Source organism: Caulobacter sp. 05T431 (assembly GCF_056665975.1).
Genome location: NZ_JBFTKU010000002.1, coordinates 261,380 through 281,014, shown reverse-complemented (window position 1 = coordinate 281,014; position 19,635 = coordinate 261,380). Strand labels below are relative to the sequence as shown.

Below are 19,635 nucleotides of genomic sequence, written 5' to 3'. Positions count from 1 at the left end.
CTTCCCTCCACCGCCCCGCCCCACTAACCTCCCCGCTCTATTCGGGGACACGACGATGAAGATCCTGCGCCTGGCCGTGCTGGCCGTCTGCGCCGCCCTGGCGGCCTGTTCTCCCGCCAAGCAACAGTCATCCCAAGAGGCCCCCGGCCGCACGGCGCTGAAGCTGGCCACCGACTGGAAAGGCGAGGCCGAGCTGGGCGGCTACTACCAAGCCGTGGCCACCGGCGAATACGCCAAGCGCGGCCTGGACGTGACCCTGATCCAGGGCGGCCCGGGCGTGAACGTGCCCCAGCTGCTGGCCACCGGCGCGGTCGACGTGGGCGTCGGCTCCAACAGCTTCATCGTGCTGAACCTGGCCAAGGAGAAGGTGCCGGTCAAAGCCGTGGCCGCCTTCATGGACAAGGACCCGCAGGTGCTGATCGCCCACGACGGCGTGGGCATCAATTCGATCGCCGACATGAAGGGCCACCCGATCCTGCTGTCGGACGCCTCGATCACCGCCTTCTGGGTGTGGCTGAAGGCCAAGCACGGCTTCACCGACGCCCAGGTGCGCAAGTACAACTACTCGGCCGCCCCGTTCCTGGCCGACAAGAGCGTAGTCCAGCAGGGCTACGCCACATCCGAGCCCTACCTGATCCAGAAGGAGGGCAAGATCACCCCGAAGGTCTTCCTGCTGGCCGACGACGGCTATCCCGCCTACGCCTCATTCGCCCTGGTCCCGACCGCCCTGATCGACAAGAACCCGGCGGCCGTGAAGGCCTTCGTCGAGGCCACCGCGGCCGGCTGGACGTCATACCTGTACGGCGACGCCAAGCCGGGCGACGCCCTGATCCTCAAGGACAATCCGGAAATGACCCAGGACGTCCTGGACCAGGCCCGCGAGAAGATGCGCAGCTACGGCATCGTGCCGCGCCAGGGTGTGGGCAGGATGGACGACGCCCGCTGGGCCGAGTTCTTCAAGGTCGCCTCCGAGCAGGGCGTCTACCCCAAGGACATGGACTACAAGAGCGCCTACAGCCTGGACTTCATCCCGAAGTGATCGCCGCCCTCTCCGCCGTCGAGGTCGACTATCCCGGACGCGGCCGCGCCCTGGGGCCCGTCGACCTGACGCTGAACGCCGGCGAGATCGTCGCCCTGGTGGGGCCGTCCGGCTGCGGCAAGTCCACGGCCCTGCGGCTGCTGGCCGGGCTGGAGCCGCCCACGCGCGGGACCGTCAAGCGGGCCGCCGGCAAGGGCGAAACCTCGGTCGTCTTCCAGGCCCCCACCCTGGCCCCGTGGATGAGCGCGGCGGCCAATGTCGCCCTGCCGTTGGAGCTAGCCGGAACGCCCAAGCCTCAGGCCCGCGCCCAGGCGATCGAGGCCCTGGCCAAGGTCGGGCTGAAGGACGCCGAGGCCGCTCGCCCCGCCCAGTTGTCGGGCGGCATGGCCATGCGCGCGTCCCTGGCCCGCGCCCTGGTCACCCGCCCGCGCCTGCTGCTGCTGGACGAGCCGTTCGCGGCCCTGGACGAGATCACCCGCCGGGCGCTGGCCGACGACGTCCTGGCCCTGGCGGCCGAGTTGGCCCCGGCTGTGGTCTTCGTCACCCACAATGTCGAGGAGGCCGTCTACATGGCGGGGCGCGTCGTCGTCATGAGCGCCGGTCCTGGCCGGATCGCCGGCGAGGTGGCGGTCGACGGACCGGTGGTGCGTCCGCCCGGCTTCCGGACCACGGCCGCCTTTCGCGAGACGGCCGAGGCGGTGTCGCGGCTGCTGGCCACGGGCGTGGGAGCGGCGGCATGAAGCTCCTCGCCCCCGCGATCCTGATCCTCATCCTCCTCGCCGCCTGGGAGGCCGCCTGCCGCGTCCTGAGCGTGCCGGTCTATCTGCTGCCCGCGCCGTCGGCGATCGGGACGGCCCTGGCCGAAGGCTGGCCGCTGCTGCTGGCTAGCGCCTGGACCACCCTGTCGACCGCCCTGGTCGGCCTGGCCCTGGCCAGCCTGCTGGCCTGCGGCCTGGCCCTGCTGGTCAGCCTGAATCCCACGGTCGAGGACGCCGTGCGGCCGGTGGCGGTCACCCTGCAGGTCACGCCCCTGGTGGCCATCGGACCGCTGATGACCATCTGGGCCGGGATCGAGCATCCGCAGCGCGCCGTCGTCGCCCTGGCGGCGGTGGCGGCCTTCTTCCCGATCTTCTCGGGCGCCCTGACCGGCCTGAAGGCCGTCGATCCGGACCTGTCGCGCCTGTTCGACCTCTATGGCGCGCGGCGGACCCAGCGCCTGTGGCGGCTGCGACTGCCCTCGGCCGTGCCCGCCCTGCTGGAGGGCCACAAGGTGGCGGCGGGCCTGGCCGTGGTCGGGGCCGTGGTCGCCGAGTTCGTGGCCGGCTCAGGTGGTAATCAAGGCCTGGCCTGGCGGCTGCTTGAGGCGTCCAACCGGCTGCAGACCGCGCGGGTGTTCGCCGCTCTGGCGGTCCTGGCCGTGCTGGGCGTGGCGCTGCACGGCGTGCTGAGCCTGGTCGAACGACGGCTGCTGGCCTGGTGGCGCGGCCGCTGACCCCGGCGCGCCACAAGGCGCCAAGAGTCGCATAAGTGACACAAGGGCCACGGAATCCGGGCGCGTTAGGCCAAGATTAAGCCCGAGCGCCTATCAATCCAGCCGATCCCGCGCCTCTGTCGGACCGGTTCATGCGTCTCGCCCTGCTCCTGCCCGTGCTGTTCTGTGTCGCCGCCCCGGCGTACGCCGAGGGCGCGCGCGAGAGCCGCTACGGCCCGACCACGCCCCGCCAGGCCTCCGCGGCCGCCGCCGCCCGCTACGACGGCCCGATGCTGGGCTGGGCCAACAAGCGCCAGCCCCAGGCCGTCGCGCCGGCCCCCGCGACCTCGGCGCCGGCCCAACCCGCGCCCGTGGCCGCCTGGGCCGGTTACCAGCCGCAACCCGCGTCCATGCCACCCTCCGTCGCGCCCCAGGCGACGCCGACCAGCCTCTACGCCCCGCCCCGTCCCGCGCCGGCCGCCGCCGCGCCCGCCCAGGCGCCCGCCCCGACCAAGGACTGGTCCACCTATCGCAGCGCCCGCGTCGCGCCCGCCCCGCCGCCGCCCCAGCCGGTCGCCACGGCCTCCGGCGGCGCCGCCGGCGCGCGCTTCTACTCGGTGGACCGCGACTACGGCCTGACGCCCGACGCCGCGCCGCGCCCGGGCCCCGACAACCGCGTCCTGGTCGCCGCGACCGAACCGCCGCCCGAGCCCAAGGACGCCGTGCCGATGCACGGCTCGGCCGACTGGCTGGCGGCCGGCGCGCGCGGCGACGACGACAACGACGACGACAGCGCGGCCCGCCGCGCCAAGACCCGGAACGAAGGCCTGTGATCCAGTCGCGCCTCCACGACCTCATCGCCCTGGCCGACGAGCCCTCCAGCGCGCGCCGCCGCGAACTGCTGCGTGGTGTCACCGACCTGTTCTTCACGGGCGACAGCCACGGCGACGTCGAAATGGGCCTGTTCGACGACGTGATGGGCCAGCTGGCCGGCGAGATGGAAGAGGCCGTGCGGATCGAGCTGGCCGAGCGCCTGGGCCAGACCGCCGCCCCGCCGCCGTCCCTGACCCGGGCCCTGGCCAGCGACAGCATCGCCATCGCCCGCCCTATCCTGGAAGGCGCGCCCCAGCTCAGCGAGGCCGACCTGCTGCACGTGGCCCGCACCCAGGGCCAGGACCACCTGCGGGCCATCTCGCAGCGCCCGGTCGTGCCCAGCCTGGTGTCGGACGCCATCGTCGAGCGCGGCGACGACACCACCCTGGGCGTGCTGCTGCGAAACGAGGGCGCGGTGCTGTCGCGCGAGGCCCACGAGGCGGCGGTCGACCGCGCGGCGGCCAATCCCGAGCTGCACGAGGCGGTCATCGACCGCAAGGCCATGCCGATGGACCTGCTCAACGAGATGTACTTCGTGGCCGAGGCGCGCCTGCGCGACCGGATCATGGAGCGCAACGCCAATGTCGATCCGGCCATCCTGGAAGCCGCTCTGAAGGCCGGTCGCAACCGCGTCGCCGCCGGCGACGGCGCTCTGCCCGACGACTACCAGGCGGCGGTCGACGAGATCGTCGCCCTCAAGCACCGTGGCGCCATCACGCCCCAGGCCCTGGTCGCCATGTTGCGCGCCAACCGCACCAGCCAGTTCCTGGTGGCCCTGGCCGAGCTGGCCGACATCGACTTCCACACCGCCCGCAAGATCATCGAGCGCCGCGAGCTGGACGCCCTGTCGGTGGTCTGCAAGGCGGCGGACTTCGACCGCGCCCTGTTCCTGACCTTCGCCCTGCTGATCCTGGACCCGAACGACAACGCCATGGGCAAGGCCAAGGCGTATGGCGAGCTCTACGCCGCCCTGCCCCGCGACACGGCCCTGCGCACCCTCCGCTTCTGGCGCATGCGCCGCACGACGGGCGACGTCGCAGCGGCTTAGGGGCGTCTGCACGGAACTGGCGCCCTCCGCCGCCGTTTCCCTTCCCGTCGAGGGGCCTTCCGTCTCCGGAGCGCCCTAGTGGAACCCAAACAGAAGACGGCCCTGGTCGCCGGCGTCGCCGTGGCCGCGGCCGTGACGACCGCCGCCGTGGCGATGGCCGTCTGGCCCGCCCTGACACGGCCCGATCCGCCCGCCGAGGCCAGCGGCGACGACGGCCTGCGCATCCGCCTGGTCCAGCCGCCGAAAGCACTGGTCGCGAGCGCCGGCTCTTCGGCGGGACCGCTCGACGTCGGCCTCTCGGAAGTCGCCCAGGCCATGGCCAAGGGCCGCGAGGCGTTGTTCGTCAGGACGCCGCCCGTGCGTCCTGAGCCGAAGCCCGCCCGGCCCATGCCGATCCAGGTCGCGCAGGTCGACGATGAGGACGAAGACCTCGCGCCGCCGCCCCAGCCGGTCGACGACCGCTGGGAACGCGACGCCTGGCGGCGGGATCGCTACGAGGAAGCCCAACGCCGGCGCTGGGAGGAGGAGCAGCGCTGGGCGCGCCGCGATCGCGAAGCGCGCGCCGCCTGGGAGCAGGCCCAACGGGATCGGGAACGCTGGGAGGATGATCGGCGCGACGAGGACCGCTATGCGCCGCCGCCCCGGGCGGACGACCGACCGCCGCCGGACTGGTGAGGCCTAGCCCCGCCGCGCGTGCATCAGGGTCAGCAGCCAGCCGACGCCCAGGCCGCCCATGACCGTCAGCGGCAAGGTCAGGATATCGGGCGTGGGCTCGTGGATCCAAAGGTCACGACCGGCCAGCAGGCCCCAGCCGACCAGGCCCCAGACGGCGCCGTAGATCGCCCAGGGATACTGGTCCATCCAGCCACGAAGGCCGGTCCGAGGCGGCGGCTCGACGGCCGGCTCGACGGGACCGCCGCACGACCCGCAAATCCAACCGCCCCAGGGCCCTTGCGGCGCGGCGTCGGGACCCAGCGGCTTGTCGCACGCCTGGCAGCGCGGCGGCTCGGCGCGGCGGCGCACCCGGGGCGACATCCCGCGCATGCCCACGATGACGATGAAGAGATAGAGGACGAGATAGATCGCCCGCGAGACATCCACGTCCCTGAAAGCCTCGTGCATGTCGTCCCCCCGAAACGCTACGCCGCCAAGCTAGGCCGTGTCGCGCTTCGGGTCGAGCCGAGGGAAGGCGCCTTAGCGGATGCGGATGCGGACCGGGACGTCGATGAACGAGCCGGCGCGGCTCTTGCCGTCGGGACCCATCAGGTCGACCTGGAACTGCGAGGCCATCGACACCGCGGCCTTGCCCACGCCCATGTCGGCGGGGAATTCGCTCTGCACCGAGCAGGCCGTCAGGCCGCCGTCGCGCTTGACCATGCAGCTGAGCATGGCTTCGGCGATCTGGGGCTGGACGTCCTTGACCTGGGTCACGGCCGGTTGGTCGGCGATGGGGGTCGGAACGATCGAGACAGCGGCGGCGGCGAGCAACGAAGCGATCACTGGGTCTTCCCTACTGGTCTTTGGGTCCGGCCCGTTCGAGGCCGTCCGGTTTCATTTTGGGTCAGGCGGCGTGCGCCTGCTTCACCCTCTGCAACCCCTGAGCCGCCAGGTCGGTCAGAGACCGCAGGCCCAGCTCGGCGAAGATGTCGAAGGCGCTGGCCAGGGCCATGGCGGCCCGGTCCAAGCGGCCGTCGTCGCGGCCGGTGATCTCGACCCGGGCCTCGTAGAGGCGGGCCAGGTTCATCTGGGTCACGGCCCAGGCGGCCGGGTCGCGGGCGCCCGGGGTCGAGGCCAACTCGGCCTTGAAGGCCATCTCGGCGGCGTCCAGCACGGCCAGGTCGGCGGTCAGCTCGGCGCAGCGGGCCAGGCTGAGGGCGCGGTTGTTGGCGACCACGGCGCGCAGGGCCAGGGCCGGCTGGGTCTTGAGGATGTGCGAGGCGCGGTCGTAGCAGGTGACGGCCCGTTCGAAGCAGCGGTCCGAGGTGGTGGCCTCGCCCATCGCCTGCAGGCCGGCGCCCAGGGCGGCCTGGCCGCGCGCCCAGTCCATCGGGCTGTGGTCGGCGGTGACCGGCTCCAGCGCCGCGGCCAGGGCCTCGACGCCGTCGGCGATATGATTGATCTCGCCGTCCAGCTCGCCCAGCTGCACCAGGGCCGCCCCGCGCAGGGACTCCAGACGCGACCAGGCCAAAGGTTCGAAATCAGAATCCAGGCCGGCCTCCGCCTCCTTGGCCTCATTCAGCGCCACCTCGGTGAGGGCGCGGTCCTTCAGGCGGGCGGCGCAGGCCAGCAGCAGTTCGACGCGGGCGGCGCGCTGGTCGGCCAGCAGCAGACGCGAGGCGCCGCCCTTGACCCGGCGCGCGGCCGACAGGCCCCGCAGCGGCGCCTCGAAGGCCTCGGCGGCGGCCAGGGCGCGGTCGATGTCGTTCTCGCCCAGGGCCACGCGGCCCTCCAGCCCGGCCAGCAGGGCCTCGGCCATGGCGCAGCGGTGGCCCGGCGCGGTCTTGGCCAGGGTCAGGGTGGCGCCGGCGGCGGCGTGCAGCCCCTCGTCGCCGAACAGGTCGGCGCCCAGCACCGCCAGGGTCGCCTGCTCGCAGCGGGCGGCGGCCAGGCTGTCGGTCTTGTGCTCGGCTTCGAAGATCTTGGCGGCGGCCTCGGCCTGGGCCGCGCCCTTGCGCAGGGCGGCGGCGTCGCCCGAGCGGCGGGCCAGTTCGCGCCAGACCACAGCGGCTTCCAGCAGGCGGTGGCCGCGATCCTTGGCGCCGATCCGGCCGGCGGCCACGTCGGCCGAGCGGGCCTCGTTGACCAGTAGCCGCAGGTCCAGCAGCTCCAGCAGCGAGGTGTCGCCGCCCGTCAGTCCGTCGCGATGCGCCGCCGCCCTGGCGGGCGCCCCGGCGTCGACTCCAAAGAGCTTCTTCAGATCACGACCGAAATCAAACATCGCTGCGCACTCCGCACACGGAACGTCCCACACCGGGACGTCCGGCAAGGGTTCAACGCACGAGTAGCAAAGCCGGAGCCAACGCACTTAACAAGCGGTTAATAGGTCTGAAGATGGCGTTAACCATAAATATTTGGAGCGTGTTTACACTTCGTTCCGAAAACCAGCCAAATCCCTGTTTTTGCTCCGATTTGGCACACTTCTTGCTTACCCGTTCCAATCCGGGAGGCGAGCGTCGCCGCACTTGTTAGAACATTGTTCACTCAAGTGAAAATGACGTTAACCATAGTTTTTAAGATCGCGTTTACCTTCTGTTCCAACCCCGCCGCCGAGCCCTCGCCCGACCGGGGTCCGAATGACGCTAGAGGCCGTAGCCGCGCGCCATGGCGGCGGCGAAGATCGGGATCAGGGCGAAGACCAGGAGCTCGGTCAGCATCACCTTGCGCACCTTGGCGACGTCGGCGTCGGACGGGACGAAGGCCGGGTCGGCGGCGGCCTGCTTGCGCCATCTGAGGATGGCGATGGTCGGGGCGATCGACAGCAGCCCCACGACGGCGAAGGCGGTGATCTTGGCCCAGAACACCGGGTTGTGCAGATAGAAGTCCGGCCCCTTGGCGCCCAGGAAGACCCGGCTGAAGCCTACGATCAGGATCAGCACCGCCGTGCCGCCGTAGCTGGCGTCGATCCCGCCCAGGGTCTTCAGCGCCCCGCCGCTTAAGCCCGACCGGACCAGCACGAAGCCGGCCATCATCAGCCCGGCCAGCGACAGGATCAGCAGGTGGTGCAGGACGGCCAAAACGAGATCCAGCATGGTGGCCTCCGACTCGATGTGCGCGACGCGAGCATGCCTGGAAGAACACCGTTCGTCACGCGGCCGCCCTCCCCTCTGGCCAGCCCTCCGGACCGGCTCTAAACAGGGGCCATGACCGCTTCCGTCGACCTCTGGACCGCCTCGCTCTGCAAACCCGATCCCGGCTATGGCGGCTGGGCCCACGTGCGGCGCAACGCCGACGGGAGCCTGGCGGGCGCGGCCGGCGGCGAGCGCCGGACCACCGGGATCAAGATGGTGCTGACCGGGGTGATCGAGGCGCTGGGGGCGGTGGCCGACCTGCCGGCCGACACGGCCGTCACCCTGCACTTCGCCGATCCGGACCTGGCCGCCGAACTGGTGACCGCCGACGGCGCCTGGGCCACGGCCGAGCCCGAGGCCTGGGCCGCCGCCCGCGCCCTGCTGGCCGCCCGGCCCGTGCTCAGCCTGGCGCCGCTGTCGGACGCCACGCCCGTCGCCGGCTTCCTCAAGGCCTGGGCAGACTTCGGCCTGGACACCGCCAAGACACGCGGGACCTTCAAGGCCGCGATCCCCCGGCCCAACCTGATGAAGTTCCCGGGCTAGGCCCTCAGCAGCGCCCGCCGAAGCGATGCGCCTTCATCGTTTCGCCCACCCGGTTCGGCGGCTCGACAGGCTTGCCGTGCGCCGCCAGCCAGGCGCGGACGCGCGGCCAGTCCTCGAGCGCGGCGACATGGGCCAGGCCTTCGCCGTCCTCGTCCTTCGCATCCGGGTTGGCGCCGGCCGCGATCAGCGCCAGCGCGGCGTCTTCGCCCAGGGCGCCATAGATCAGCGGCGTGGAGTCTCCGCCGGCCCGGGCCTCCTTGTCGGCCCCGGCGGACAGCAACGCCGACACCGCGCCCGGGGTGGCGGCGTAGTGCAGGGCCGTGGCGCCCAACGTGTCCTTCGCGCGGACGTCGGCGCCGGCCGCCAGCAGCGCGCGCACCGTCTCGCCCCCATCGCCGAACGCCCTCCCCGGCGCCGTGTCGCGCGGATCGAAGCCGGCGGCCCGACCCAGCAGCGTCTTGCCGGATCGGTCGGGACCGCCGATGCGGGCGCCGGCGCCCAGCAGGCTCCGCACCACGGCGGCCCGGCCGCCGTCGACGGCCACGCCCAACGCCTTGTCCTTGGCCGCCTGGGTCTTCAGGGCCCCGCCCTCGATCAGGGCCAGGATCAGGTCGTCCGGCGCGCCGAAGGTCAGGGCCGCGTCCAGCATCCGCGTGGCGTCGGCCGAGCCGAAATCGTAGCCTTCCGCGCGCAGGGTCGACAGGGTCGAGGCGTCGCCCGACGCCCAGCGCTCCGCCCCCGCCGCCTGGTCTATGGCGTCCTCGAGGGCCGACACCGTCGCGGGCATGCAGGCGTATTCACCGCCGCGATCCCAGATCATCTTCGTCCGCCAGCCGATCCTGACCCTCACGCTGTTGATGGGCGTGTCGCTGATCTGGGCGAAGTAGAAGGTGCGCAAACGATAGAAATCGGCCGCGCGGGCCGCCGCCAGCACCCGCGCCACGTCCCGCGGCGCGGCGCGTCCCTCGTGCCGCCCCAGGACCAACACGTTCTTGCTCCCGTCATAGACGACGCGTCCGTCGGCATGCACCGTGACGGAATAGACCGGACAGGCCCAGAAGCAGTCGCCCCGGGTCAGTCGGGCTTCCTTCAGGGAGCCGTCTGGGAAGCCGCGACCGCAGCCGGCCAGCCCCAGCGCCAGGACGCCGATCGCCGCCCAGGTCCCCCGCCTGGTCAACTCAGCGTCCCGCCACGATCAGGTCGGCCGTCGCCGGATTGCAGGCGAACGGGATGTTGGCCAGGGTGGCCATGCGGATCAGCGCCTTGACGTCGACGTCGTGCGGCTGGGGCGACAGCGGGTCGACGAAGAACACCAGCAGGTCCAGCAGCCCCTCGGCCAGCAGGGCGCCCAGTTGCTGGTCGCCGCCCAGCGGACCGCTCTTCAGGCGGGTAAGGTCCAGGTCCGGCAGGGCCTGCAGGATGCGCCCGCCCGTGGTGCCCGTGGCGTACAGCCTGTGCCGCGCCAGGAAGGCCTGGTGCGCCACCGCCCAGTCGACCAGCGCCGCCTTCTTGTCGTCGTGGGCGACCAGTCCGATGGCGAGCGGCGCGTTGGCGGGCATGGGAGTCTCCGGGTTGCGGCTCCTGTCCTAGCCGCTTCCCGGGACGCGAAAAAGCCAAGCGTGGCAAAAGGGCGAACGCCGGTCGCCCACGGCGACAAGACGGCGACGTCGATCAGGCGAACCGGATCCTGGTCGGGGCCGAGAACTCCGGCGTCCCCTTCTCGACCAGCACCTGGTCATGCAGCGACAGCTTGGCGCTGGCCGCGAACACGCCGGCCGTGGCGCAGACCACCTTGCCGCCGCGCACCTCCAGCCGCACGCCCTTGATCTTCAGGGCCAGCTCGATCTCGAAGTCCAGGTCGGCCACCTTGACCGCGCCGTAGCTCAGCTCGATGCGGGGCTTGTGGGTGGAGGCGATCTGGTGGTCGTCCAGGTCCTGGAAGAAGGCGTCGTCAGGCCGGGCCTTGGACTCCTCGACGCACTTCTTGAAGCGCTCCAGCTTCATCCAGCCATCGAACAGCACCCGCTCCACCGACAGGTCCAGCAGCTTGCCCACCTCGTCGCGGCAGCCGGTCTCGACGTCGTCCCAGCAGGTGCTGGGGAACTTGTGGGCGGCGTCGGAGATGGCCTGGGTCAGGGGCGGCGCGTCCTTGAGGACGTCCAGCGGATCGCCGCCGTCCTCGGCGAACAGGGCCCGCCAGGTGGTCCCGGCGACGGCGGGGTTCGCGGTCGCATCGGTCATGGCGTGGTCTCCAGCGTGGGATAGTCCAGCCGCACGGCGTCGCGGTCGGCGGCCCGCTCGAAGCGCAGCGACACCGCCATGCCGGCCCGGGGCGGACCGGCGGGCGTCAAGACCACCACGCCGGGGTCGGCGACCAGGGCGATCTCCGGACAGGGCGGCGCGGGGGCGACCTTGGCGGGGCGCGACGGCCGCGCCCGGGTCAGCAGCTTGGCCACGCCGAAGCCCGCGCCGGCCGCGGCGACCAGGGCCGCCAGCCAGAACCAGATCGGCGTCGCCGGAGACGCGGGCGTCGGTGGCGGCACCACCGCCGGGGGCGGCGCCGGCGGGGGCGGGACGATCGCGGCCGGCGGCGGTTCGGGCACGGCGACCGGCGCGGCGACCATGGGCTCGGGCTCCACCGTCTCCGGCGTCAGCGGCGGCGGCGTCTGGACCGGGGGCGCGGACTGGACGACCGGAGGGGGCGCAACCGGCGGCGGGGTGGTGACCGGCGGCTGGACCGGCGGCTGGTATGGCGCCGGCTCGACGGCGGGAGGGTTCTGCAGCACCAGCGGCGGCTGCCCTTTCAACCCCGCCGTCCGCCACTCGTCGGCGACGCAGCGCCGCCACCGTTCAGGCGCGCCGGCATAGGCGCCGCACTTGGCCTGGATGTCGGGGATCACGGCCAGGGGATCGGCGGGCGGCTTGGGCGTGGTCTTGGGCCGGTTCTTCCAGGCGTCGATCAGCTTGTTCAGCTGGGGCGTGATGTCGACCGGCTGGGTCGTCTCCGTGGGCGTGGGCGTCGAGGCGGGCGTGGTGGCGGGCGGCGTGTAGGTCGACGGGGTCGAGGCGGCGGGCGCCGTGGCCGGGAACAGGCGCGCGCAGGTGGTCGCCGCGTCCGGCCGGTTGGCGTAGGCGCGCACGCACTCGGCATAGGTCTTGGGCCCCACGGCCGCCGGGCTGGTCGTGACCACCGGCGTCGTCCTGGACTGGAACGCCATGGCCGGCCCGGCCAGCGCCAGCAGCAGGCTCGCGGCCAGGCCGCCGATCAGGCGTCCCGCCGGACGCCCCGTCCAGCCGCTCCCGCCCTTGCCCTGATCCCGCATCACTCCAGACGACCCTTCAATCGCGCGGACGAACGCAGGAGGGTCGGCCCGCGCCGATGCGCGGTCAAGTAGAATTGAAGCTGCACAGCAACCGTGGCGAACGGCGGGACTTCAGGCAATCGCCGCCCCGGCGGCCTTCCGCGGTACGACCTTTGCCCAAGCGGCGGGCAAGCCGATGCAACGTCGGGCTCGGCTCTTGCCCTCGCCGACGCCAGGGCTTGTGCTGGACAAGCCCGTGGCAGGCGGGCGCACACAATGCGCGGGGAACCACCATGGATCAGCGTCAATCCGACCAGCCGGCGAACGCCCCGACGATGGGTCGCCGGTTCTTCCTGCGGGCCGCGGCCCTGGCGGCCGCCACGCCGATCCTGACCGAGGCCGCCCTGGCGCGCGCCGCCGACCCGGCCAAGCCCGGCGCGCCGCCCACCGGCCTGGCCCTGCACGGCCAGGGCCCGAACATCCCACCGCCCGGCGCGGTGCTGATCAACGCCAACGAGAACCCGCTGGGCCCGTCCAAGGCCGCCTGCGACGCCATCGCCCGCATGGCCCCGCTGGGCGGGCGCTACGACCGCAACGGCGAGACCGAACTCTTGGCCATGACCTTCGCCGCCCAGAACGGGCTGAAGCTCGAGAACGTGGCGGTCTACGCCGGCTCGTCCGAACCGCTGCACTACAGCGTCCTGGCCTTCACCTCGCCGACCCGCAGCTTCGTCACCGCCGACCCGTCCTACGAGGCGGGCATGTACGCGACCAAGACCAGCCAGGCCAAGGTCGTGAAGGTGCCGCTGACCGCCGACTACGCCCACGACGTCAAAGCGATGGTCGCCGCCGATCCGAACGCCGGCGTCATCTACATCTGCAATCCCAACAACCCGACCGGCACGACCACCGCCAAGCAGGACATCGTCTGGGCGCTGGACAACAAGCCCGCCGGCTCGATCCTGCTGGTCGACGAGGCCTATATCCACCTGTCCGACGCCCAGGACGCGCTCGACCTGGTGGCCGCCGGCAAGGACCTGATCGTGCTGCGGACCTTTTCCAAGATCTACGGCATGGCCGGCATCCGCTGCGGCTTCGCGGTGGGGCGGCCCGACCTGCTGGCCAGGCTGAAGCCCTACGGCCAGAACGCCATGCCGATCACCGGCTCGGCCGCCGCCCGCGCCTCGCTGGAGGACAAGGGCCTGGTCGCCGAGCGCAAGAAGATCATCGGCGACACCCGCCGCGACACCCTGGCCTGGCTGAAAGCCAACAATTACAAGGTGATCGGTGCGCCCGAGACCAACTGCTTCATGATCGACACCGGCCGCGACGGCAAGGGCGTGATCGCGGCGATGAAGGCCCAGAACGTCTATATCGGCCGCACCTGGCCCATCTGGCCCAACGCCGTGCGGGTCTCGGTGGGGACGCCCGAGGAGATGGCCGCGTTCAAGACGGCGTTCAAGGCGGTGATGGACGGGAAGGCGGTGGCGATGGGGGGCGTCGGGAGCGGCGGGCATCGGGCCGACCTGGGATATTACGCGACGCTGTGAGACGGCGCCCGCCTGAGAACCCCGCGATTTGAGGCTTCCCGCGCCATACACTTTATAGTTAAGCTGAGGCTCGCAACGCGCGGGGGTGGCGATTGGCGAACTACAGGCTCAATGGCGCGGAACGCGCCCTGGCCGCGGCCATGGCCGAGGGGGAGGTCTGCGACCTCAGCGGCAAGACGTCGAAGGCGTCCAGGACCGTGCGCCCGGCGGCCCTGCGTCGGCTGCTCTTCGGCTTGCCGGTGGTCACGACCGAGGGCGCCGCGCCCCGACGTATCGAGATCACCCCCGGCGGCTTGCGGCTGGTGGGCGCGATCGTCGAGCAGGGCGATGAGGATCTGGACCTGCGCGACGCCGCCACGTGGGACGGCGCGCCCCTGCCGCCCCTCGCGCTGGAGAACTGCCACATCCCGCGCCCCATTCGCCTGACCGGCGGCAAGCTGCGTCGCCTGTCGCTGAAGGGCAGCGCCATCGTCCACCTCGAAGCGCCCGGACTGTGCCTGGATGGCGACCTTGACCTGTCGGACGTCTTCTCCGCGGAGACCGCCACGGCCCGCACCGGCTGTGAAGGCGCGGCGTGCTGCTGGGTGGAACTGCAAGGTTCGCGGATCGACGGCAGCATCGTCGCCGCGTCCGCCCGCCTGGCCGCCGGCGGGCGGACGCCGGCGGAACGCGGCGGCCAGTTGGCCCGCTTCGCCCTCAATCTTCGCGACGCCCACGTGCGCGACTGCCTGGAGCTGCGCCCCGGATTCGTGGCGGTGGGCGGCGTGAAGATCAATCAGGTCGGCGGCGACGTGCGGATCGACGGCGGAACGATCACCGCTTCGGAAGGAACGGCGCTTGAAGGACAAGGCGGCGATATCGGCGGCATTCTCGCGCTTCGCCCCTTCAACGCTCAGGGCCAGGACGCCCAGCCTTTCACCGCGAACGGCAACATATGGCTGCTTGGAGCCCGGATTCGCGGAACGTTCGACATGTCGGGCGCCGACGTGCGGGGCGAAGTCATCGTCAGCAACTGCGACATCGGCGGCGACGCGTTCCTTCGCTGCTGGAAAGGCCGCATCAACGGCAAGGAGGAGGGCCTGCCCTTCAGGGCCAAGGGCGATATCTATTTGCACACCACCAAGGTCGGCCGCAATTTCGAGGCCGATGGCGCGCTTCTGGAATCCGGAATCGTCGCTCCCAATCTGGTGACCGGCGGCGAGTTCAGGCTCGGCATCTGGAGAGACAAGGCCGCCCTGTGGAAACGGCCGTTGCGACCGCGAGCCGACGGCCTCATCAACCTGGCCGGCGCGCAGATCACGGGTAATCTCTACATGGTCGGCGCCCAGATGAAGGGCGACTTCAACATCCAGGGCGCGGAGATCGCGGGCAGCGCCTTCCTGTCCCAGCACGATCCGACCATGCCGTTCGAAGTTCTGGGCCGAGCAAACCTGGTTGGAGCCGAAATCGAATGCGACCTCCAAATGCAGGGGGCCCACATTCATTTTCTTAGGGCCGCCCAACTGGAGGTTGGCGGGCATGTCGACATCATGCTTCCACCACAGGTCAAGGTCGAGCAGCTGAATTTCGGGCACGCGAAAGTGCGCGGCAACCTCGAGATCCGAGCCAGCCTCACGGACGGCGCCATCAGTCTTGAACAGGCCGAGATCGAGGATCGGCTGCTCCTGGCCCTGGCGTCACCGGTTGAGTCCAAGAAGAAATTGTCCTTCCTTCAGGGCCTCCGGGACGGCGTCCAAAAGCTGAGGGAACAGGACTGGCGAGCGCTGTTCGCGCCCCGGCCAGTTTCCCCGGCCAAGCTCGATCTGAGTTTCGCGCGGGTGGGCACGCTGGATGATTCCGGGGGAAGCGGCGTCGCCTGCTGCAAGATCGACATGGAGGGCTTCGCCTACGGTCGCCTGGCCGATGCCGAGCGCCTGCCCTCGCCCTCGCCCCCCGACGACCGCAAGCTGCCAATATTCGAGCTTCAAGAGGTGCTGCAGCGATGGCTGCCGCAATCGGTGGCGACCTTCGCGCCGCTGGTCCTGATCCTGGGCGAGATCGCGCTCCTGGCGTTCGACACCAAGCGGACGGCCCTTCCGCTCTACGGCCTGGCCGCGCTCGCCCTGACCATCGCCATCGTCTGCTTCCGCGAATGGCGGATCGCGCCCACCCTGGCGGAGGGGCGCATCCAGTGGCTGGGGCGACAGTACAAGGACCGCAAGCCCCGGCCCGAGGAATACCGCCCCGAGCCCTACGAACGGCTGGCCCGCTACTTCCGGGGGGAAGGCCTCTATGCCGAAGCCCGTCGGATCGCCCGGGCCCGGCTGGACCTGGAGCGCAAGCTCAAGACATTCGTCCTGCTGCGCCCCGCCCTTTGGTGCTACGGCCTGCTGTTCGACTACGGCATGAGCCCCGTGCGGGCCATCAACGTGTTCCTGGCTTTCATCCTGGTCGGCTCGATCGGCGTCTACGTGGCCGACAACGGGCTGGATCCCCACAAGCCTCCGCCCGTCGCGCCCTTCGTCTCTCGTCTGCCGACGGCAATCCCGTCGGTCCTGGTCGTCGACGCCATGCCCGTCAATCCGGTCGCGGTCGACAAGGAAGCCCGCTTCGACGCGCCCGGCGGCAGCGGCGCGACGACCAGCGAGCTGGACTGCGGGGCGCAGATCGAGCCCATCGTCTATGCCCTGGACGTGTTCGTGCCGGCGCTGGACCTGCGCCAGGAGAGCAAGTGCGCGGTGACCACGCGGGCCGACGCCTGGCCCTGGCGCGCCGCCCTGGCCAGCTATTCGATGCTGGGCTGGATCGTCTCGTCCCTGACGATCCTGACCATTTCAGGCATCTTGAGACGGCAGGCCGAAGGCTGAAGAAACGGGGTCAGACGACTGCCCCCCTACCCCCGCTCCTTCGTCCGCTCGAACCGCACCTTCGGGAAGCGTTCGGCCACATAGCCGATCTCCCAGGACGACTTCCCCAGGAACACCGGCTGTTCGTCGATGTCGTGGGCCATGGCCGAGCGGTGCTTGTTGGTGAAGTCCTCGACGTCGGCGCGGTCGCCGCTGATCCAGCGGGCCTCGGCGTAGGGGGCGGCTTCGAAGATCACGTCCAGGGCGTATTCGTTGCCCAGGCGGTCGGCCATGACCTCGAACTGCAGCTGGCCCACGGCGCCGACGATGAAGTCGGAGCTGCCGATCATAGGGCGGAACAGCTGGGTCACCCCCTCCTCGGCCAGGCCCTCCAGCGCCTTCTTCAGGTGCTTGGCCTTCAGCGGGTCCTTCACGCGCACGCGGCGCAGGATTTCCGGGGCGAAGTTGGGCAGGCCGGCGAAGCGCAGGGTCCCGCTCTCCGACAGGCTGTCGCCCACGCGCAGCACGCCGTGGTTGGGAATGCCGATCACGTCGCCGGCGAAGGCGTCCTCGGCCAGTTCGCGGTCGCTGGCGAAGAACATGATCGGCGCGTTGACGCTCATGGCCTTGCCGGTGTTCTGGGCCTTCAGCTTCATGCCGCGCGTGAAGCGGCCGCTGGTCAGGCGCAGGAAGGCGATCCGGTCGCGGTGATTGGGGTCCATGTTGGCCTGGACCTTGAACACGAAGCCCGAGACCTCGCTGTCGCCGGGGGCCACGTGGGTGTCGACGCCGCCCTTGCTGACCTTGGCCGGATGCGGCGCGGGGGCGTAGCTGCCGATGCCGGCCAGCAGCTCGTTGACGCCGAAATGGCGCAGGGCCGAGCCGAAGAACACCGGCGTCATGTGGCCTTCCAGGAACGACTGCACGTCGAACGGCTTGGCGGCCTCGGACACCAGCATGGCGCCCTCCTCCACCTCGGCCAGTTCCTCGGGGTCGAGGTACTGCACCACGGCGTTCGACTTCAGGGCCACCGCATCGGGATGGCCCTCCTCGTCGGTCGAGCTCTTCTTGGCGTAGGGGATGAACTTCTGGCCGCGCAGGTCCAGCATGCCCTTGAAGCGCCCGCCCGAGCCGGCCGGCCAGTAGAGCGGCGCGGGGTCCAGGGCCAGCTTCGACGAGACCTCGTCCAGCAGTTCGAACGGGTCCTGGGCCTCGCGGTCCATCTTGTTGATGAAGGTGATGATCGGGATGTCGCGCAGGCGGCACACCTCGAACAGCTTCAGGGTCTGGGGCTCGATGCCCTTGGCGGCGTCCAGCACCATGATGGCCGCGTCGGCGGCGGTCAGGGTGCGGTAGGTGTCTTCCGAGAAGTCCTCGTGGCCCGGGGTGTCCAGCAGGTTGAACATCAGGCCGTCGTGGTCGAACGTCATGACGCTGGCCGACACCGAGATCCCGCGCTCGCGCTCGATCTTCATCCAGTCGGACTGGGTGCGGCGGGCCTGGCCGCGGGCGCGCACGGCGCCGGCCGCGCGGATGGCCCCGCCGGCCAGCAGCAGGTTCTCGGTCAGGGTGGTCTTGCCGGCGTCGGGGTGGCTGATGATGGCGAAGGTGCGCCGACGGGCGGCCTCGAGGGCGAGGGAGGTGCTCATCCCCGGGGGTTAGCTCCCCGAGGCCGCCTTGTCACCCTCTTCGATGGACTTGAGCTGGGCCTTGGCCGCCTCGGCGGCGCCGCCGCCGTGGGGATCATTGACCAGGGGCTGCAGCAGGGCCTTGGCCTCGGCCTTCTTGCCGCGCGCGATCAGGGCGCGCGCCGTTTCCAGGCGGATCGTCGCCACCTGCGGCGCCTGCTTGAACGAGATCAGCAGCGCCTGGAGGGCGTTGTCCGACGGATAGTGCGGGTCAAGCCGGCGGGTCTCGGCGAAGGCGTAGAGGGTCTGGTAGCGCGTCGGGTCCAGCTTGAAGGCCTGGGCCAGCAGCGCCCCGGCCTGGTCGTAGTCGGCCTGCTGGTGGGCGGGGTCGGCGTCGCCGGCCGCCACCAGGCGCTGGGCCTCCAGCGCCAGGGCCTCGACGTCGCGCGGATCGGCGGCCAGCCGCTTCTTGAGGATGGCCGCGCCGACGGTGGGATCGCCCAGCACGATTTCGGCGCGGGCCAGCGCGACCTGGGCGAAGGCGTCGCCGGGATAGCGGGCTGCCCGGGCGCGGATGTCGGCCAGCAGCGCGACCTTGGAGTCGTCGGGCACGCCCGTGCGCACGTCCAGGTCCTCGAGCATCAGCTCGGCCGAGGGCGGCATCGGCGTGACGACGACCTCGGGCTTGGGGCGCTTGGAGCGGTCGATCTCGCGGTAGTGAGCCCGGCCGGCGTAGTAGAGACGCAGCGTCTTGTCGAACGCCTGGGGCGTCAGGCCGGTGGCCTTGGTCATGGCGTCGACCGACTTCTCGCCGTTCGAGATCGCGGCGATATAAGCCTGGAACTGCGGCATACGCGCCGGCTCGCTAAGGAAATAGTGCGTCAGCAGCCAGGCCTGGGCGTAGAACTGGAAGCGCTTGGTTTCGGAAATGCCCGAAACCTCTTCGCTCAGCACGTCCGCCCAAGGCAGCCACTTGTTGTTCGTCAGGTCGTACTGACGTCCCTCGTCGGGTTTGCCGACGTCGGCGCTCTTGCCCTTGATGTCGGCGGTCATCAGGTACTCGGCGTAGCCCTCGACGAACCAGGCCGGATAGACCGCCGGAAAGTGCCGCAGCATCAGGTGGTGGACATATTCGTGCTGCAGCACCGTCTGGCCCGCGCCCCGGAGCGACACGGCGAAGGTCTCGTCGGGCGAGGCCAGGTAAAAGCCCGCGACATTGGGCCCGATGTCCGGCGAGACCCGACGCAGGTCGCCGACGCTGCCCACCATGTAGACCTTCAGCTTGGCTTCGGGCTCGCTGGGCGGCTCGAGGCCGTACAGGGTCCAGAACAGGTCATCGAACGACTCGAGGGTTTCGGCCGACTTGCGCAGGGCGCTGACGTCGCCGTCGCTGTAGACGATGAAATGGCGGGTCTCGGCCTTGGTCCAGGTCTCGCCCGCCCAGGCCGGGCCGGCCAGGGCGGCGGCCAGCAGCACAACACCCGACACGATGCGGGCGCACCCAGAAAACTTCACGACAAACACCCCCGAACCAAGCCGTCACGCTAAACGAAGCTGAATTTTGAGAA

At 70.9% G+C, this 19,635-nt stretch carries 19 protein-coding genes; 9 read left to right on the top strand and 10 right to left on the bottom strand.

Annotated elements, in window-relative coordinates; genetic code table 11:
• Window positions 1-55 precede the first annotated feature (55 nt).
• The 6 genes from AC1U89_RS03090 to AC1U89_RS03065 all read left to right on the top strand — a co-directional run bounded on the left by AC1U89_RS03090 (window position 56) and on the right by AC1U89_RS03065 (window position 5,106).
• The gene (locus tag AC1U89_RS03090; RefSeq protein ID WP_479898205.1) at window positions 56-1,039 is read left to right on the top strand and encodes an ABC transporter substrate-binding protein; all 984 of its coding nucleotides are present in this window, start codon (window positions 56-58) and stop codon (window positions 1,037-1,039) included.
• Window positions 1,036-1,779 (top strand): ABC transporter ATP-binding protein, encoded by a 744-nt coding sequence (locus AC1U89_RS03085; protein WP_479898204.1) that lies wholly within the window; start codon window positions 1,036-1,038, stop codon window positions 1,777-1,779. The genes AC1U89_RS03090 and AC1U89_RS03085 overlap by 4 nt, the downstream gene beginning before the upstream one ends.
• On the top strand, window positions 1,776-2,531 hold the full coding sequence (locus tag AC1U89_RS03080; RefSeq protein WP_479898203.1) for an ABC transporter permease: 756 nt from the start codon (window positions 1,776-1,778) through the stop codon (window positions 2,529-2,531). The genes AC1U89_RS03085 and AC1U89_RS03080 overlap by 4 nt, the downstream gene beginning before the upstream one ends.
• 131 nt (window positions 2,532-2,662) lie before the next feature.
• Window positions 2,663-3,343, top strand: coding sequence for a hypothetical protein (locus tag AC1U89_RS03075; protein WP_479898202.1), 681 nt, complete (start codon window positions 2,663-2,665; stop codon window positions 3,341-3,343).
• Window positions 3,340-4,431: a DUF2336 domain-containing protein gene (locus AC1U89_RS03070; protein ID WP_479898201.1), complete on the top strand. Its 1,092-nt coding sequence runs from the start codon at window positions 3,340-3,342 to the stop codon at window positions 4,429-4,431. Before AC1U89_RS03075 ends, AC1U89_RS03070 begins: the two co-directional genes overlap by 4 nt.
• Window positions 4,432-4,509: 78 nt before the next feature.
• Entirely contained in the window at window positions 4,510-5,106 is a 597-nt protein-coding gene (locus tag AC1U89_RS03065) for a hypothetical protein (protein WP_479898200.1), read from the top strand.
• Window positions 5,107-5,109: 3 nt separating this feature from the next.
• On the opposite strand, the gene AC1U89_RS03060 is transcribed toward AC1U89_RS03065, so the two are convergent.
• The 4 genes from AC1U89_RS03060 to AC1U89_RS03045 all read right to left on the bottom strand — a co-directional run bounded on the left by AC1U89_RS03060 (window position 5,110) and on the right by AC1U89_RS03045 (window position 8,180).
• Complete coding sequence (locus tag AC1U89_RS03060) at window positions 5,110-5,553, bottom strand: hypothetical protein (protein ID WP_479898199.1); 444 nt, start codon at window positions 5,551-5,553, stop codon at window positions 5,110-5,112.
• A gap of 72 nt (window positions 5,554-5,625) precedes the next feature.
• Entirely contained in the window at window positions 5,626-5,931 is a 306-nt protein-coding gene (locus AC1U89_RS03055) for a hypothetical protein (protein WP_479898198.1), read from the bottom strand.
• A gap of 61 nt (window positions 5,932-5,992) precedes the next feature.
• Window positions 5,993-7,369: a hypothetical protein gene (locus AC1U89_RS03050; protein WP_479898197.1), complete on the bottom strand. Its 1,377-nt coding sequence runs from the start codon at window positions 7,367-7,369 to the stop codon at window positions 5,993-5,995.
• A gap of 361 nt (window positions 7,370-7,730) precedes the next feature.
• Window positions 7,731-8,180, bottom strand: a complete 450-nt coding sequence (locus AC1U89_RS03045; protein ID WP_479898196.1) for a DUF2214 family protein — start codon at window positions 8,178-8,180, stop codon at window positions 7,731-7,733.
• Between the two features lie 111 nt (window positions 8,181-8,291).
• On the opposite strand from AC1U89_RS03045, the gene AC1U89_RS03040 reads away from it, so the two are divergent.
• A complete protein-coding gene (locus AC1U89_RS03040) occupies window positions 8,292-8,762 on the top strand; it encodes a ribonuclease H family protein (RefSeq protein ID WP_479898195.1) in 471 nt (156 codons plus the stop codon).
• 4 nt (window positions 8,763-8,766) lie between these two features.
• On the opposite strand, the gene AC1U89_RS03035 is transcribed toward AC1U89_RS03040, so the two are convergent.
• The 4 genes from AC1U89_RS03035 to AC1U89_RS03020 form a co-directional block, all read right to left on the bottom strand.
• Window positions 8,767-9,939, bottom strand: a complete 1,173-nt coding sequence (locus AC1U89_RS03035; protein ID WP_479898194.1) for a DUF6438 domain-containing protein — start codon at window positions 9,937-9,939, stop codon at window positions 8,767-8,769.
• A 1-nt stretch (window position 9,940) separates the two neighbouring features.
• Window positions 9,941-10,321: a methylglyoxal synthase gene (locus tag AC1U89_RS03030; protein WP_479898192.1), complete on the bottom strand. Its 381-nt coding sequence runs from the start codon at window positions 10,319-10,321 to the stop codon at window positions 9,941-9,943.
• 112 nt (window positions 10,322-10,433) lie between these two features.
• Window positions 10,434-11,003, bottom strand: coding sequence for a hypothetical protein (locus tag AC1U89_RS03025; RefSeq protein ID WP_479898191.1), 570 nt, complete (start codon window positions 11,001-11,003; stop codon window positions 10,434-10,436).
• A complete protein-coding gene (locus AC1U89_RS03020) occupies window positions 11,000-12,085 on the bottom strand; it encodes a hypothetical protein (protein ID WP_479898190.1) in 1,086 nt (361 codons plus the stop codon). Before AC1U89_RS03020 ends, AC1U89_RS03025 begins: the two co-directional genes overlap by 4 nt.
• Window positions 12,086-12,357: 272 nt before the next feature.
• Here AC1U89_RS03020 and AC1U89_RS03015 point away from each other — a divergent pair, with 272 nt between their 5' ends.
• Together AC1U89_RS03015 and AC1U89_RS03010 are read left to right on the top strand one after the other, a co-directional pair.
• Complete coding sequence (locus tag AC1U89_RS03015) at window positions 12,358-13,614, top strand: pyridoxal phosphate-dependent aminotransferase (RefSeq protein WP_479898188.1); 1,257 nt, start codon at window positions 12,358-12,360, stop codon at window positions 13,612-13,614.
• 197 nt (window positions 13,615-13,811) lie between these two features.
• Window positions 13,812-16,460, top strand: a complete 2,649-nt coding sequence (locus AC1U89_RS03010) for a hypothetical protein (protein ID WP_479898186.1) — start codon at window positions 13,812-13,814, stop codon at window positions 16,458-16,460.
• Between the two features lie 26 nt (window positions 16,461-16,486).
• Here AC1U89_RS03010 and AC1U89_RS03005 read toward each other — a convergent pair whose 3' ends face one another.
• Window positions 16,487-18,088, bottom strand: a complete 1,602-nt coding sequence (locus AC1U89_RS03005) for a peptide chain release factor 3 (protein WP_479898184.1) — start codon at window positions 18,086-18,088, stop codon at window positions 16,487-16,489.
• Window positions 18,089-18,097: 9 nt separating this feature from the next.
• Window positions 18,098-19,582, bottom strand: coding sequence for a DUF1570 domain-containing protein (locus tag AC1U89_RS03000; RefSeq protein WP_479898183.1), 1,485 nt, complete (start codon window positions 19,580-19,582; stop codon window positions 18,098-18,100).
• Between the last annotated feature and the right edge of the window lie 53 nt (window positions 19,583-19,635).

What these genes read in the sequence shown, in the direction of transcription:
- AC1U89_RS03090 (WP_479898205.1), top strand. Translation starts at nt 56, where the DNA reads ATGAAGATCCTGCGCCTGGCCGTGCTGGCCGTCTGCGCCGCCCTGGCG.
- AC1U89_RS03080 (WP_479898203.1), top strand. Translation starts at nt 1,776, where the DNA reads ATGAAGCTCCTCGCCCCCGCGATCCTGATCCTCATCCTCCTCGCCGCC.
- AC1U89_RS03075 (WP_479898202.1), top strand. Translation starts at nt 2,663, where the DNA reads ATGCGTCTCGCCCTGCTCCTGCCCGTGCTGTTCTGTGTCGCCGCCCCG.
- AC1U89_RS03060 (WP_479898199.1), bottom strand. Translation starts at nt 5,553, where the DNA reads ATGCACGAGGCTTTCAGGGACGTGGATGTCTCGCGGGCGATCTATCTC.
- AC1U89_RS03050 (WP_479898197.1), bottom strand. Translation starts at nt 7,369, where the DNA reads ATGTTTGATTTCGGTCGTGATCTGAAGAAGCTCTTTGGAGTCGACGCC.
- AC1U89_RS03045 (WP_479898196.1), bottom strand. Translation starts at nt 8,180, where the DNA reads ATGCTGGATCTCGTTTTGGCCGTCCTGCACCACCTGCTGATCCTGTCG.
- AC1U89_RS03040 (WP_479898195.1), top strand. Translation starts at nt 8,292, where the DNA reads ATGACCGCTTCCGTCGACCTCTGGACCGCCTCGCTCTGCAAACCCGAT.
- AC1U89_RS03030 (WP_479898192.1), bottom strand. Translation starts at nt 10,321, where the DNA reads ATGCCCGCCAACGCGCCGCTCGCCATCGGACTGGTCGCCCACGACGAC.
- AC1U89_RS03025 (WP_479898191.1), bottom strand. Translation starts at nt 11,003, where the DNA reads ATGACCGATGCGACCGCGAACCCCGCCGTCGCCGGGACCACCTGGCGG.
- AC1U89_RS03020 (WP_479898190.1), bottom strand. Translation starts at nt 12,085, where the DNA reads ATGCGGGATCAGGGCAAGGGCGGGAGCGGCTGGACGGGGCGTCCGGCG.
- AC1U89_RS03015 (WP_479898188.1), top strand. Translation starts at nt 12,358, where the DNA reads ATGGATCAGCGTCAATCCGACCAGCCGGCGAACGCCCCGACGATGGGT.
- AC1U89_RS03005 (WP_479898184.1), bottom strand. Translation starts at nt 18,088, where the DNA reads ATGAGCACCTCCCTCGCCCTCGAGGCCGCCCGTCGGCGCACCTTCGCC.